At 42.2% G+C, this 15,901-nt stretch carries 12 protein-coding genes; 8 read left to right on the forward strand and 4 right to left on the reverse strand.

Going from position 1 to position 15,901, the window contains the following annotated elements; all coding sequences use genetic code 11:
• Window positions 1-34: 34 nt before the first annotated feature.
• The 5 genes from QV280_RS03820 (at window position 35) to QV280_RS03840 (ending at window position 6,803) form a co-directional block, all read left to right on the forward strand.
• The gene (locus tag QV280_RS03820) at window positions 35-1,453 is read left to right on the forward strand and encodes a di-heme oxidoreductase family protein (RefSeq protein WP_152821708.1); all 1,419 of its coding nucleotides are present in this window, start codon (window positions 35-37) and stop codon (window positions 1,451-1,453) included.
• Window positions 1,454-1,486: 33 nt separating this feature from the next.
• Entirely contained in the window at window positions 1,487-2,536 is a 1,050-nt protein-coding gene (locus tag QV280_RS03825; RefSeq protein ID WP_152821710.1) for an imelysin family protein, read from the forward strand.
• A complete protein-coding gene (locus QV280_RS03830; protein ID WP_152821712.1) occupies window positions 2,526-3,638 on the forward strand; it encodes a DUF1513 domain-containing protein in 1,113 nt (370 codons plus the stop codon). Before QV280_RS03825 ends, QV280_RS03830 begins: the two co-directional genes overlap by 11 nt.
• 235 nt (window positions 3,639-3,873) lie before the next feature.
• Window positions 3,874-4,476 carry a hypothetical protein gene (locus tag QV280_RS03835; RefSeq protein WP_152821714.1) on the forward strand — a complete coding sequence of 201 codons (603 nt, stop codon included), beginning with the start codon at window positions 3,874-3,876 and terminating at the stop codon, window positions 4,474-4,476.
• A gap of 467 nt (window positions 4,477-4,943) precedes the next feature.
• Window positions 4,944-6,803: a polysaccharide lyase family 7 protein gene (locus QV280_RS03840; RefSeq protein ID WP_301540001.1), complete on the forward strand. Its 1,860-nt coding sequence runs from the start codon at window positions 4,944-4,946 to the stop codon at window positions 6,801-6,803.
• Between the two features lie 255 nt (window positions 6,804-7,058).
• Here QV280_RS03840 and QV280_RS03845 read toward each other — a convergent pair whose 3' ends face one another.
• Window positions 7,059-7,730 carry an outer membrane protein gene (locus tag QV280_RS03845; RefSeq protein ID WP_023402840.1) on the reverse strand — a complete coding sequence of 224 codons (672 nt, stop codon included), beginning with the start codon at window positions 7,728-7,730 and terminating at the stop codon, window positions 7,059-7,061.
• A 235-nt stretch (window positions 7,731-7,965) separates the two neighbouring features.
• On the reverse strand, window positions 7,966-9,129 hold the full coding sequence (locus QV280_RS03850; RefSeq protein WP_152821717.1) for an MFS transporter: 1,164 nt from the start codon (window positions 9,127-9,129) through the stop codon (window positions 7,966-7,968).
• Window positions 9,130-9,298: 169 nt separating this feature from the next.
• Between QV280_RS03850 and QV280_RS03855 the strand changes: the two genes are divergently transcribed.
• From QV280_RS03855 to QV280_RS03865, 3 genes are all read left to right on the forward strand, one after another.
• On the forward strand, window positions 9,299-10,180 hold the full coding sequence (locus tag QV280_RS03855) for a LysR family transcriptional regulator (RefSeq protein ID WP_152821719.1): 882 nt from the start codon (window positions 9,299-9,301) through the stop codon (window positions 10,178-10,180).
• Window positions 10,181-10,740: 560 nt separating this feature from the next.
• Complete coding sequence (gene manA, locus QV280_RS03860) at window positions 10,741-11,952, forward strand: mannose-6-phosphate isomerase, class I (RefSeq protein WP_152821722.1); 1,212 nt, start codon at window positions 10,741-10,743, stop codon at window positions 11,950-11,952.
• A gap of 167 nt (window positions 11,953-12,119) precedes the next feature.
• Window positions 12,120-12,965 (forward strand): REP-associated tyrosine transposase, encoded by an 846-nt coding sequence (locus QV280_RS03865; protein ID WP_039970033.1) that lies wholly within the window; start codon window positions 12,120-12,122, stop codon window positions 12,963-12,965.
• A 323-nt stretch (window positions 12,966-13,288) separates the two neighbouring features.
• Here QV280_RS03865 and QV280_RS03870 read toward each other — a convergent pair whose 3' ends face one another.
• Entirely contained in the window at window positions 13,289-13,678 is a 390-nt protein-coding gene (locus tag QV280_RS03870; RefSeq protein WP_152821724.1) for a hypothetical protein, read from the reverse strand.
• A 1-nt stretch (window position 13,679) separates the two neighbouring features.
• Window positions 13,680-15,899: a S8 family serine peptidase gene (locus QV280_RS03875; protein ID WP_152821727.1), complete on the reverse strand. Its 2,220-nt coding sequence runs from the start codon at window positions 15,897-15,899 to the stop codon at window positions 13,680-13,682.
• Window positions 15,900-15,901 lie beyond the last annotated feature (2 nt).

Genomic DNA, 15,901 nt, shown 5'->3' on the forward strand with positions numbered 1-15,901 from the left:
ACGTTTGTGTTTGTAAAATCGATAATGGAATATCATGTTTAAAAGCTTTCGTCGTATTTTGGTTGTTATTAGTTGTTTCGCTAGCTTATTTATCTTTACCTTTGGCGCTGCGGCCTATGATGTGCGAACCGGTGGCGGTACTACTGTCAAAAAAGAAGGAGCGAATGCTTTTTCTTTACCTGCCGCTAATTTGCCTATCTCTAAGCGTCTTGATTTTAGTGTCGGGAACAGTTTTTTTCGTAACCCTTGGATTCCGGCTCCCGCCACAACCGAAGCCCGTGATGGTTTAGGGCCGCTTTTTAATACGAACGGCTGTCAAAATTGTCATGTCAAAGATGGTCGCGGACATCCGCCAGAAGAAAACGATTTGCATGCGGTTTCTATGCTCATCAGGCTGAGTATTCCTGCGGTAACGGACAAGCAAAAACAGCTGTTGCTGACTCAGGGTTCAATTCCAGAGCCAACTTATGGCGGACAACTGCAAGACTTTGCAGTAACCGGTCATCCTGCCGAAGGCAAAATCAACATACATTATCAAACCCAAGCGGTGAGTTTTGCTGATGGCACTGTGGTGAATTTACGTAAGCCCACAGTCTCGATTTCAAACCTAAACTATGGCCCTATGGCAAAGGACACCATGTTGTCTGCGCGCGTTGCCCCGCCAATGATAGGGTTAGGTTTGCTCGAAGCGATCCCTGAATCGACCATTCTTGCTTGGCAAGATATTAATGATGATGATGGTGATGGCGTTTCAGGTAAAGCCAATCTGGTGTGGAGTGTAGAACAGCAACAAACCGTGTTAGGTCGCTTTGGTTGGAAGGCGGGACAGCCCAGTTTAATGCAGCAAAATGCGGCCGCTTTTAATGGCGATCTAGGCATTACCAGCCGACTTTTTCCTAGCGAGAACTGCACTGCAAAGCAATCTATTTGTGATGAACTGCCTAATGGCAATGGTAATAGCGGTGAGTTTGAAGTCAGCGATAAAATTCTCGATTTTGTGGAGTTCTATTCTCAGCATCTTGCCGTGCCATCGCGTCGAAATTTAGATAGCTTGCAAGTTCAGCAAGGTGAGGCGTTGTTTGCTAAAGCAGGCTGTGACTCTTGCCATAAACCGAGCGTGATTACCGCTGATGTGCCAGAGTTTCCTGCATTGTCAAAGCAGCGTATTAGCCCCTATACCGATTTACTGTTGCACGACATGGGCGAAGGGTTAGCCGATAACCGAGGCGAATTTACAGCCAATGGCCAAGAGTGGCGCACACCACCTTTGTGGGGAATTGGTTATACCCAAGAGGTCAATGGACACACTTATTTCTTACATGATGGCCGAGCACGAAATCTGTTAGAGGCGGTGCTGTGGCATGGCGGCGAAGCAAAGTCTGCTCAGCAATATGTGTTGAATTTAGATAAGCCGCAAAGAGAAGCGTTATTAGCTTTTTTAAATTCGCTGTAACGGATAAGTGGTAATGCAGTAAGGAACACTTCAATGACTTTATTTTCATACAAACACCTACTTTATATGACGCCACTGCTGTGGGGGTGTCAAATGATGCCCAACTCAGTACAAAGCCCAGTAGAAAAATCGACAGATACGAATTGGGATTCAAAAAATGCCGTGTATGAGATAGAAAAAGCATCAGCCGCTAGGTTTTATCGCTATACGCAGAGCTTATCGCAGTCTCTAACAGACTATTGTGCATCAGAGCAAGATTCAAAGGCTGAAGTGAAGCAGGCTTGGTCGACAGTTATGCATTCTTGGATGGCACTGCAAGGGCAAGAGCGCGGTCCGCAACAAGCGTTGGATTTAAACTGGAATATTCAGTTTTGGCCGGATAAGAAAAACACCCTTGGCCGAAAAATGTCTGAACTGCTCGGCGATTCACAAGTGTGGGATAGCCAAGGGATTGCTGAACAAAGCGTGACAGTGCAAGGGGTGGGCGCCATTGAGTGGCTACTCTATGATGAGGCTTCTGATCTGGCGACAAACTCGGCTACGTGTCAAACCGCTATCGCCATTGGGCAAACTTTGCAAGGTAATGCGCTGGCGATAAATGAGGCTTGGCAAAGCAATCCTTGGCTTGAGCTAAGCGCGCAGCAATGGCGCTCTGAATACGTATCATTACTGTCCAATCAACTTGATTATTCGATGAAAAAGCTAAGCCGACCTTTGGCTAAAATTGGTCAGCCTAAGCCCTATTTCGCGGAATCGTGGCGGGCAAAACAGTCGATGACTCAGCTTAAATACAATGTTCAAGCACTGCAAAAGCTGTATTTTGCCGATGGACGAGGCTTAGATAAACTGCTTCGCGACAACGGCAGTACGCAGGTTGCTGACAGTATTGGTCAGCAGTTTTCTAATGTGCTTGCGAGTTGGCCGCAACAGCAAAGTGTGTTTGATTTATTGCAAACTAAACAGGGCTATCGGGTCGTGCTCAATCAGTACCATAAATTGGAGCACCTAAAATATCTATTGGATGAAATCGCCGCGGTAGAGCTTGGCATTGTAATAGGATTTAACGCAACCGATGGCGATTAATAACTCACGCCGCACTTTGCTCAAAGGCATACTCTGCGCTGGAGTGACGCCCTATTTTGCTTCTGGCTGCTCAACAGCAGGTAACTCATCAGCATCTAAGCCTACTTTTATTGGTTGTGCGATGAACCATCGTCATCATTTTATGGCGGTGATCGCGGATCAGTATGGGCAACCTATTCATCAATTCCCCCTTGCTGAGCGCGGGCATGGTAGCGCGGTGAATACAGCGCGCCAGCACGTGACGGTGTTTTCACGGCGTCCGGGACAGTATTTTCAGGTATACAACTACCTAACGGGTGAGAGCATTCAGATAAAATTAGCCTCTAACAACCGTTACTTTTATGGGCATGGCGTGTATTCGCCTGATTCTCGTTGGCTGTACGCTACTGAAGGAGAAGTGGCGAGTAGTCGCGGGATCATCGGTGTCTATGACGCAGAGCATCAATATCAAAAAGTGGCCGAATTTAGTGGCTTTGGTATTGGGCCCCATGAAATCATACAGCTAGATAACGATGTGTTGGTTGTGGCGGTAGGTGGCATTCAAACCAATGGGCGAGAGCCGATAAATCTTGCCAGTATGCAGCCATCTCTGTGTTATTTATCAGCCAAGGGCGAACTGTTAGAACAGGTGTTTTTGGCGGATCATCAGCTGAGTATTCGTCATTTAAGTAAAGGGAAAGATTCGGTGTATTGCGCCCTGCAAAATAAAGGCGATCTTAGTGAGCATCCGGCGCTTATTTATAGGCACTCTTTAGGGCAATATGATGCAACTAAAAGAGCCGAAAATCTGACACCATTACAGGCCACGCCTGAGCAATGGGCAAGGTTTAACAACTATATTGGTAGCATTGCCACTACCGATGAATGGGTCATTGCCACCTCACCTAGAGGTAATTGTTATGGCGTTTGGGCGCAAAAAAGTGGAAAGTTGTTACAGTTATCCAGTTTATCCGATGCCTCTGGCGTTAGCGCTAATAGTGATTCTTTTGCGGTCAGTTCTGGTTCAGGCTCCGCTGTTATGCAGTTGCTACATGATGGAAAAATGATTATTAATCAAATGGTTACGCCACTATTTTGGGATAATCATTGGAGTCGAATATAATTTAAAATCGTTTTTGAAAAATCACACAATATTAATTGCCTAGCACAAAAGCCGCCGATTAAAAAGGAACATCTAATAACTTATCGTCCTCTTTGATGCCTTAAAAGTCCCTAAAATAGATATCTCACACTTTTATTCTGTTCATTGGAATAGTGATTCAGTTCGAATATGCGGGTATGCATGCTCTTCAATTGGAGCGATCGAACGAATAGCGAGAACTAAAATAGGGAAGAATGTGATAATTAAGAACATAATAAAAATTACAGCAGTAGCGCTATGCGTTTCTTTTTCGGTACATGCTGAAACATCAAGCAGTGTAAGAACCCTTGGTCATAAAAATAAAATTGATCATGAAAAAATGGTTCAACTCGGTGTCGGCCTTGGGCACTCATCTTATTCTGATGGCTTTGCTTTGAATGTCTATGCACAACGTAATACTCGAAATAGTATTGGTTGGCGCGGACAGTTGGGCTTTAGCGGTGGTGTTGAAGATACGAAAAACTACAGCAATATAATGGATAAGCCATTTGGTTGGCATCAACGCACACCAGGAAATGATGTTAATAGTGCGATTACGCTTTCTATTGCTCCAACCTATACATTAGATATGTCACAACCTATTAGTGTTTGGGTTGGGCCTGAATATGCGTATACCAAAAAATATCTCTCGTATCACTCAGATTATTCAATGGGTGATTATTTCTTAGAGGGTGAAACCCATTCATTGTTTGGCGTTGCTGCCGGTATTAATGCCACCACATCAAGTGGTTGGAACCTTGGTATCGCTTATTCATCGACAACCAAAGCGGTGTTTAGTGATATAGGGACAACCTTTTAGAAACTAGGAAGATTAATAGACTTCGATGTTTTTATATTAAAAAAACCAGCTATAAAAGCTCATAGAGTATTCCATACTGTATGAGCTTTTTTGTTAGATCTGCCTTTATTTCCCCCATCAACCACGTGCATCAAATTTTTGCTGTTTTTTAACTACCTTGTTGGGTAAAAATAGCTACAAATAAGCTAAAAATCCCCAAGAATTTATATCTATTTATTGAGTGTTATCTGTATGTTATTGAACTAAATGGTATTTTTTCTGTGTGATCTTCGTAGCATTTATTTACATTTAGTTACGTTTTTATTATTGGTTATGACTTAGTTAAAAGTTTTTGCACTCTGTGTAGGAGTATAAAGCGGGGGTCGATAACATTTGTATTAAAATATGATTAGCACCGAGCGGAGCAATAAAACAAGATGTTTATCATATGGTTATCGCGTCTTTATAATGTATTAAGGATAATAATCATGAGTTACAAAACAAAAGTAAGATATATTACCGTTGCGGTTACTGCCGCACTGTCCCTATCTGTAATGTATACGGCAAATGCTGCTTCAATTAACATTAACAATGCTAGCTTTGAAAATGGCTTCTCTCACTGGAGTGATACGGATCCATCGGCAATTTCTGGGGATGCACACAGCGGTAAAAAATCGGCTAAAATCACTGGCTCTCACGGTATGTTCGAGCAACAAGTCACTGTGCAACGTAATCACAATTATGAACTGACGGCTTATATTCAAGGGGATGGTGAAGTGGGTGTTATCGTCAATGGACACCACTATTCAAGCACCAGCAGTAGTCATCACGATTATAAAAAAGTGACTGTGCCGTTTAATTCTGGTTCAGCGAACAAGATAACTGTTTTCGGTGCGTATCATAATGATGAAGGCCGTTTTGACGATTTCAGTCTTACTGAGGTTAGCACTTCAACAGCACCTCAACACTCTACTCAGCAGCCTAGCCAACAAAAGGCAACGCCTACTTCTTCTCAGCACGCACAGCATAATGCTCACTCACAACAGCAGCAGTTATTGCTGATCCAATCGGCGATGGACGATGGCAGCAATGACGGTCACTCTCCAAAAAATACCATTGACGGTGATACTTCTGGTGATTCCCGCTGGTCTTCTGAGGGGGTAGGTAAGAGCATCACTTATGATTTAGGTCAGCAAGAACAAGTGCAAAAAGTGGCGATTAAATGGTTTAAAGGCGACTCTCGCAGCTCATATTTCCATATTGATACTTCTAAAGATAATCACCATTGGACTCCAGTGCTTGAAGGTGGCATGTCATCAGGTGATAGCTCTGGCTATGAGAATGTCGACGTTGATGATAGCAACGCCCGTTATGTCCGTATTACTGGTGAAGGTAACTCTGATAGCTCAGAATGGAACTCAATTGTTGAGACCAAAATCTATGGCGTAGAGACTCATGCGGTATCAGGGCCGAAACAGCATGTTGATAATTCGATTGCCGCTTCATTGCTGACGCCAGCCAATACCATTAAGCAAGCAAGCCACAATCACGCCGAGCAATCTCATCAATCGCAACAAGCACAACACGCGAGCCACAGCGTAGCAGCACGTAATGCTCAGTATCCATCTGATCTTATGGGCAATTACAAACAATGGAAAATCACCTTCCCAACGGGCGCTGAGCAGAAACAGCTATACCATGTGACCAATGAGTATTTCCACGTCAATGATCAAGGCAATGGTATCGTATTTAAGGCGCCAATCCGTCACAACAACGGTACAACACCGAATACACACAACATCCGTTCTGAACTAAGAGAACGTACAGTCGATGGTAGCTCAGATATTTTTTGGACTACGGAAGGTACTCATGTTGTCTATTCAAAACAAGCCATTACCCACTTACCGATAGTGAAAAATGAGCTAGTCGCAACCCAAATTCATGGTGACAAAACCGCCGGCATCGACGATGCTATGGTAATGCGCCTTGAAGGTCAGCATCTATTCTTATCTTTCAACGGCGGTAAGTTGCATCATGACGTCACCATTGAAAACAATTACAAACTAGGCACTGAACAAGAAGTTATCTTTAAAGTGGTTGATGGTAAACACTACGTCTACTACAGCGAAGACGGCAACTTGCAACAAGCCTACGAAAACGGCAACGCCGATAAATACTTAGTGAAAGACGGCGCAAATGACTACGTGATGAACCGTAGCTACAAAGATGCCTATTTCAAAATCGGTAACTACACCCAATCCAACGCCAAATCTGAAGGGGACTACACCGACAACCCTAAAGACTATGGTGAAGTAGTCGTCTACGACTTCTGGGCAAGCCACGAATAATCCAACTCTTTAAAATCAAAGGCTGGCACTATTGTCAGCCTTCTTAACCTCAATTGCGGGGTCAGGTCTTGAAATTTGCACGGCACGATGAATCAGAGAGGGGTCAGGTCTTGAAATTTGCATGGCACTATCAATCACAGGGTTTATTAGAAAACAGTTCACACAGATCGTTGATAGAAAATATTTGAATTGGGCGGGAAGAAGGGAGAAGTAAGGTGAATGATCAACATCCACCTTTCGATAGAAGATTATTTATTAGAAGCGGTAACCAACACCTGCGTATAGGGTTGCGATAGACCAGTTGTAGTTGTCTTCGATAAATGCACCTTGAGAGCCCTCTAGCTCAACATTGGCAATATCACCTTCAACACCTGTTCTAAATAATACGTTGCCATGGTTTTCGCCAAGATCTAAAGCATATTCAACACCGGCACCAATATGGATACCGCCATGTCCATTAATGTCTTTGAATGACGAGTTGCCAGCATCTTCAACGCCAAAATCAATATAAGAAATACCAATTTTTGCAAATGGACGTAAGCCATTGTGGAATGAGTAACCTAAGTTAGCCGATACTGAGAAAGACTCAGGAGCAAAAACTTGGCTCGAACCAGTACTTACACCCGCTGATTTTTGGTTAAGATTAATACGGCCGTAGTCCATGTAAGTCGCTTCAACGCCCACAATACGGTTAATTTGGTAACCCATGCTATAGGTTTTAGTAGACCCTTTGGTTTCTAGCTCAGAATCAAAAGATGGCTGACTGATATTTACGTTGTCATTAAAATCATCAGTATAACCCCCGTCATCAATACCCGTAGTACCTACAGCACCTAACACGTAAAAGCCAGAAGGATCAGAGCTTGCAAAAGCTGAAGATGAAAGTAGCGCAATGCCACATAAAGCAACTAAATTATATTTTTTCACATTCAATCCAAATAGAGAGTAACAATTTCATGCAACGTATCATATTCGATATTACTGTGTGTGAGTGCAGTGTAAGCATTATTCCCATTAATCCATACATAGAAAACAGGCTGTCGAAATAAATGGTCTGATATTGGTTTTTTGGTTATTAAGCGTTTGATGCGGGGTCAGGTCTTGAAATTTGCACTTAAACCACAGTGCAAATTTAAGACCTGATATTTTTTATCGCTTGGTTCTAAGCCGCTTGTTGGTCAAGTCTACCGCTAAATCGAGTAAGCGCTAACGCAACAAGTACAACTAAAGCGCCAATCCAAGGAGTGTTCATTAATCCAGATTGATCAACAATCAAACCTCCGCCCCATGCACCTAGTGCGATACCAACATTAAAGGCTGCAATATTAAGACCTGAAGCGACATCAACCGCATCTGGAGTATATTTTTCTGCTAACTTCACGGCATAGACTTGTAAACCAGGGACGTTACCAAAGGCAAAGGCGCCCCAAATTAAGATGGTGATTACCGCAGTAATTGGGTTAATCGCAGTAAAACTAAATGCAATCAATACAATAGCCAAGCCTGAGAAAATAACAGTCAGTGCTTTAATGGGTCCCATCTTATCTGACATCTTGCCACCCCAGATGTTACCAATCGCCACCGATACGCCGTATACCAGCATGATTAAGCTAATAGCTTTTGAGTGAAACCCTGATACTTGCTCTAGGATTGGTGCTAAAAAAGTAAACGCTGTAAATGTGCCGCCATACCCAAGAGCAGTAATTGCGTAAACAAGTAACAAACGCGGTTGTGTTAACACAGTGAGTTGTGCAGAAAGTTTGGCGATAGAAGGTTGTTTCAGATTGTTTGGAACTAAAAACGCACTACTGACTAGCGCAATCACCCCTAACAAAGCAACAGTTAAAAAGGTTGCCTGCCAGCCAAAAACTTGCCCAATATAAGTACCTAGTGGCACGCCAGTTACTAAAGCTACGGTTAAACCAGTAAACATAATTGCGATGGCACTTGCCGCTTTTTCTTTAGGTACCAAGCTAGTCGCAATAGTAGAGCCGATAGAGAAAAATACGCCATGAGCCAAGCCGGTAAGAATACGCGCAAGGATTAAGGTGCTGTAGGTTGGTGCTTGCCAAGCCAGTAAGTTACCAACGACAAATAAAGACATGACAAAAAGCAGTACATGCTTACGGTTCCACTTACCCGTTAATGCGGTAAGTACTGGAGCGCCAATGGCAACACCTAGTGCATAAAGGCTGACTAGCAGTCCTGCTGATGGTAATGACACATGCAAATCGGCGGCCATAGTAGGGATAAGTCCTACTATGACAAATTCGGTGGTTCCAATGGCAAAGGCGCTAAGCGTCAATGCAAATAGTGCTAAAGGCATAATCGTTCCCATTAGTTAGTGATTGTGTGTTTAGGGTCGACATTCATTTGGGTCGGCCTTGTTTCGATGGGGAGGATTATGTCGGAATTGATAATTGTGAAAAACAGTGCCTTTAACAAATAACTTTTGCTATAAATAACAGTAATAGAATATTGCTTGAGGACACCCAATGCTGACTCGTTCCGATGATTTAGACATTTTATTAGCTGTCGTGGATTGTGGGGGCTTCTCAGCTGCGGCACTTGCGCTAGATATTCAGGTGGCAAGAGTATCAAGAGCGGTAAATAAAATAGAGACGCAGCTTAATGTCACTATTTTGCATCGCACTACACGACGAGTTGAGCTCACAGATGAAGGTCGTCAATTTATTGATGCAATACGTGCGGGTCTAACACAAATTCAGCAAGCCGAAGAAGAGATTATTTTACGAGGTGAATTACCAAAAGGACGTTTGCGCGTAGACGCAGCGAGTCCCTTTGTTTTCCATCAATTAATCCCTTTGATCAAGCCTTTCAAGCAAGCTTATCCGGATATAAAACTAGAATTAACCGCAAATGAAGGGATAGTTGATTTACTAGAAAAGAAAACTGATCTTGCCATTCGTATCGGTCAACTCAGTGATTCCACTCTTCACGCCAGAGCGTTAGGTAAAAGCCAATTATTTATCGTAGCATCACCAGAATATCTATCAAAACGAGGCGTACCTACAACAGTGAGCGAACTGCCGAGCTTCGATATTATCGGATTCTCAGGAGTAAAATCATTAAATGATTGGCCTCTGAAAGGGTTTCAACCACTTGAACCTTGTTTAACCTCCAGTAATGGTGAAACTGTTCGACAATTGGTATTGGCTGGCAATGGTATTGCCTGTTTGTCTGGGTTTATGGTTAAAAAGGATCTTCAAGAAGGTCGACTAGTACAACTGTTAGAATCAGAGACACTTACCGATACCGCAAGAGAGCAAATCAGCGCCGTATTCTACAAATCCTCCTCTGTTTCCAAACGAATATCTGCGTTTATCGACTTTATCCAACCTAAACTGATGCTCTAGCGGGGTCAGGTCTTGAAATTTGCAGGTTACTTTGCCACTTGAACTTTGGTGTTTAGTGTAGTTTCTGTCATATTTTTTTATTACTTGGTTCCACTTTGTCAGAGGTGATTATTGTAATTTGTTAACTATACAGGTGCATATCTGGATAGTCTTATTATATTAATAATGATTATTTAATCTGATTTATTGTTGTGGTCACTTATTTATAATTAATGTTAATTACATTGTGTGATTTGTTTTATATGAATAACCAAATAAAAAAATAATAGAACATTAGTAACTATATATATGGAATTTAACATTTCACATATATATAGTCACTGATATTTATATTAATTAATGAGATTTTTAATATTTAAACTTGAGCATGATCGTCTTTTTTTAAATTTGAAGCATGGTACTTATGAAGTTAAATAAACGGGGTCAGGTCTTGTTTTTTGCTTTATAAAACATCGATTAATGTAGATATACATTATATAAGTGATATGTAATTTAATAATACAAATAATAAAACCTAACTCCGGACCTTACATAACAATCAAATGGTCTGGATTAGAATCATGCAACAATATTTATTTAAACTGACAAATATCATTCAAAATTACCCATGGGGAAGTAAGACTTCTATCCATGAACTTTTTGGTTTTGAGAACCCTCTTCACGAGCCACAAGCGGAAATTTGGATGGGAGCCCACCCTAATGGATGCTCAAAGATAACTCAAAATGGCAAGGAGGTTTTGTTATCTTCCTTTATCGAAACCAACAAACACACCATACTTTCTCGCAATACCGCAGAGAAGTTTGGTGAGCTTCCGTATCTTTTTAAGGTGTTAGCAGCAGGAAAAGGTCTTTCGATACAAGTGCACCCAAGTAAGTCTGAAGCTGAAGCCGGTTTTGAACGAGAAAATGTACAAGGCATTGATATAAAAAGTGCAAAACGAAATTATCGAGATGCGAATCATAAGCCCGAATTGGTATATGCGTTAACTCCTTATCAAGCGATGGATGGATTTCGTGCATTTAATGAGATCATAGACTTATTTTCTGATGTAGTGACAAAGGTTTCGATGCCAAACGTGGAAGCATTACTAAATGATTTTAAAGTCAATAAAACCGCAGCTGGGATAGAAGGATTTTTCACCGGTATCTTATCGTTAGAAAGTGAAGCTAAACGCCAATCTATTGAAGCATTGATGAGCTATTGTTCTGTTCAACAGCACTCTGAGATAGAAGATGATCTACCTGCTTTAGTGATTGAGTTATCTCAGAGCTATCCAGGAGATATTGGGTTATTTGCTCCGTTTATATTGAATGTTCTTACTCTACAACCTGGGGATGCTATGTATTTAGACGCTAGAACCCCACATGCTTATTTAAAAGGGACAGCATTAGAAATTATGGCTAATTCTGATAATGTTCTTCGTGCGGGTTTAACGCCTAAAAATATAGATATACAAGAGCTTGCACGTTGTACCTTATTTGAAGAAAAGCCAAGAAACACCTTGTTATTAACTCCGAAACTTGAAGGTAATAAGCAAAGTTATCCCGTCCCTGTTCCCGATTTTAAATTTGATTGCTTTATTAAAGCTGAAAACGAAACTGTAAAGGTTAATAGTGCCGAAATTTTATTTGCCATTGATAGTGAGGTTTCTATCACTCATACGTCGGGTGAAATGATTACGCTACGCAAAGGTGAATCGGTATTTATCCCAGCATATACGCGATCTTACTTATTGAACTCTAAAGGCCGAATAGCCAGAGCGTTTAATTAATGTGCGGGGTCAGGTCTTGAAATTTGCATAAATGCAAGATTCAAGACCTGACCCCGAAAAAGCTTCGAAAGCTTCGAGGTAGATCGTAAAATAGAGCCGTTTATTTGTCAGTTTGTGCAGTTTGATACCAGAGTATTTTTACTGTGGTGTTAGAGAGGAATAAACGGATGAGTAGACCACTTCGATTGGAATTTGCAGGAGCTTTGTATCACATCACCTCGCGGGGTGATCAAAAGCAGGTGATCTATTTTCAAGACAGTGATTTTCAGCTATTCCTTAATGTGTTAGGCGATGTTTGCGAAACTTATAATTGGGTTGTGCATGCCTATTGTCTGATGCCTAACCATTACCATTTACTGATAGAGACCCCAGAGGGGAATCTAAGTCGTGGTATGCGTCAGCTAAATGGGGTGTTCACCCAAGCTATTAATCGCAAATACGAACGAGTAGGGCATCTATTTCAAGGGCGCTATAAAGCTATTTTGGTAGAGAAAGAAAGTTATTTGACAGAGTTATGCCGTTATATCGTTCTGAACCCAGTACGGGCTGGCTTGGTAAAAGATGTGAATATGTGGCGATGGTCTAGTTGGCATAACATATTAGGCAATATCACCTCACCGAAGTGGCTATTCACTGACACCTTATTACAGCAGTTTTCTATGGAAAGAGAACACGCTATACAAGCGTATATCAAATTTGTAGCTAAGGGGAATAATGTAAAGATTTGGGAGCACTTACAGCATCAAGTTTTCTTAGGCAGTAAGACTTTTGTTGAAGAGCATCAGTATCGACTTTCGGCAAAGCAAGGCGATGTAATGGAAATACCTAGCCATCAAAGACGAGCCCCAGCTAAATCCCTAAAACAATATGATGCACGGTCGAAAAATCAAGCAGAAGCAATGTGCCAAGCCTACCATTCTGGAGCGTACACATTAAAGCAAATTGCTGAGTATTTTGGCGTGCATTACTCCACTGTTAGTCGCACCTTAGCTAAAAGCGGGGTCAGGTCTTGAAATTTGCAGGCTTACCTATTTCTGAACACTTATTTAGTGTGATTGGTATAAGTCGTCATTCTAAAAGCAAAAATTATAATTTTATGGTCAAGAATGTTGATTCACTAGGATAATCACTTTAATGACTACACTTGCTATTAGACTAAGCATTTAACAAAGTATTTTGATACCGTGCAAAATTCAAGACCTGACCCCAAAGAGCTCGGGTGTCAGGCCTTTATACATATCAAACAAATGCTAAATGCAGGGGTAGGCGTAATTTACAAAAGTCGTTTATGACTCCATGTGCAAATTTCAAGACCTGACCCCGCAAGTTCCGCAAGTTATTGGGCGCGGTCTTGTTGTTTGGCGGATAGGCTTACTTGGGTGACGCCGGGTAGGGATTGCAGGGTTTGCTGCACGTCTAGTAAGTCTTTGTCGCCGGCGTTGATAACCACCATTTTTGTGTCTGAACTACGGTCAATGGATAGGACAAGTTGAACGTCAAGTTGTTTGACGGTATCGAACACTTCAGAAGCGTGAGCACTTTCTACGCTAACAATGATTTCACCGTTGGTTTGGAAGCTGTTGATGCTGCCTACTTCACGGATAGTATCGCCAGTATAGATATGTGAAGTTTGCTCAAAGCCTTTTGCGGTTTGGATTTCGTAGGCTGCGTGTGCAGGGCCCGCTAAAAGCAAAGCAACGGCCAGCCATGTTAAATTCAACTTCATCTTAAGCTCCTTTATGTTCAGCGGTTTTTTTCGCATGACCATTTACTTGAATAGACCAATTATGAATAACGCCAGGCACTGTATTGTTTGGTACTGTGATTTTCTTAGCGTTTGTGTAGTCAAGAGAGTTGGCACTGACGTTTTGGGAGTAGTCTTGATCGTTGGCATCAAAGACTCTTAGCGTCCATTTACCCTGCATATCTTCACCCCAGAAGGTGTTGATATCAAATGTGAAATTTAAGGTGTGCATTCTGTTGGCTGGGTTGGTGTCAACCAATGGAATACCATTGTATGGGTTTAGCGCAATAGCATGAGTACCACTTGGTGAAATCAGCTCAACTTGTAAATCGTTAAGGCGTTCATGATCAATATTCACATGCAGTGAAACCGTTTCAATGATGCCTGAATCATCAACAGTCACTTCATCCTTTATTCCTTTTGCGCTAGCTTCAGGAATGTCTTGATCCAGTGTACTAGAGTCGACTTTAGGATACTGAATGTATTGACCTAGCGTATCGACCTTATAGGTTTTCGCCATCGCGATGGCCTTGTCTATATCGACCAGTCCAAAGCCATATTTATTGTTGAAGTTAAGCCCTGCGCCGTTGGTTACCCAAGCATATTGCGCTGTTAAATCTCCGTCTTTTAACGGCAATACTACGGCTTTGTCTTGAGGATCCACTTTTTGCGCAGTGTGCGCCAGTATGTCACGCACATCACGCCATGACAGCGCATCATTTGCCGAAAGAATATCCGCAACCGCGCCTGATACTACAGGAGCTGCAGCTGAGGTTCCGTCCATTGAGGCGTTGTAATCACAATGTTGGTTGTCAGCGCTTTGGCCTTGGTCAAACGCTTGAACGTAGGTATTAAATACGTTTAAGCTTGAAAAACCAGTGAACTCATTACAACCAACAATGTCTGTAGTAATGATACGACCGTACGGTTTTTCTCCTCCAAGACCTGAAATAAACATATTGGCGCCAGAGCCTGAATAGCTGGCCTGTTTACCTTGTGCTGTCACTGAACCGACAATTGTTAGGTATGGTGAGTTTTGATAAATACTCATCATAGCCCCTCTAAAAGGAAGACCGTGGTTGACCACTGTTGGTTCGGCTTGAGGATCGAATCCAAAGAACTCTATAGGCTTTTTATCGATAGGTTCATAGTACTTAGAGTTTCTCCAAGCATAACCTTGCTCATTGTTGGCCGCAGATTTGATGTAAATAATGCCTTTGCCATCAAAGCCTAGCGATGCACCTTTGTGACTTATTTCTACGCGAATAGCGTCGATAGTACACCAAGGGTCATTTTCTTGCGCACAAAAGCTCAAGGTAGCCCAGCTTTCGTTGTATATACGCGCAAGTCCATCGAGTGATGACTTCTCTGCGATTGGTACGCCATTTTGATCGGTTGCGGCTATTTTAGCAAAGCCATGGCTACGAGCAAAATCCAAAGCAGTACCATTCACATCGAGATAGTTAAAGCTGATAATTTTCGCTTCTGGGGCAACCCCACGTCCGCCAATATTGTTCCATCCTTTTTCAGCGATAATACCGGCTACAGACGTGCCATGACCATTTTTGATCGGGATATAGCTGCTGCCAGTCGCTAGGTTCATAGAACCTTCACCCACATTTAAGTCTGGATGACTCAATTGCGCGCCATGATCGACCACCGCGACAGTGACGCCTTTACCAAGATAGCCGGACGCAACCGCATTGCTCATATCAACATCAGTGGTTCCATCCGCTGCAAGATCATAGTCGGTATAGCTAGTTTGCCCTAAGTTGTGCAGGTGCCACTGCTCTGGATACAAAGGATCGCTATTGATTTGGATAGTGATGGTTTTCTCTACATCGTCTTCTTTGTAGACTAATTTATCACTGGATTTCGTTTCTCCTGACGCAGTTTGCGGTATGTACAGCAACGCATCATCATCTTGGCGAATAGCGCCGTTTTTTACGCCTTTAGTGTCTACTAAAGAGAGCGTATGACCGCTGTTTTCAAAGCGGACTAAACGACCTGCATCAGTGTAAACAACATTATTCGAGTTAGGTTGCAGAGCTTTTACTTGAAACTGTGCCTCTTGCGGCACAGCTTCAAATAGCTGTTTATTGTGCGCGGTTTGCTGTACAGCGCTTGTGCCAGAGCTTTCACCGCCACAGCCGGAAAGTAAACCAAGACCTGCTAGGCATACAATAAAAGTGTTCTTTTTCATTA

It is taken from the genome of Vibrio sp. B1Z05 (genome assembly GCF_052955985.1).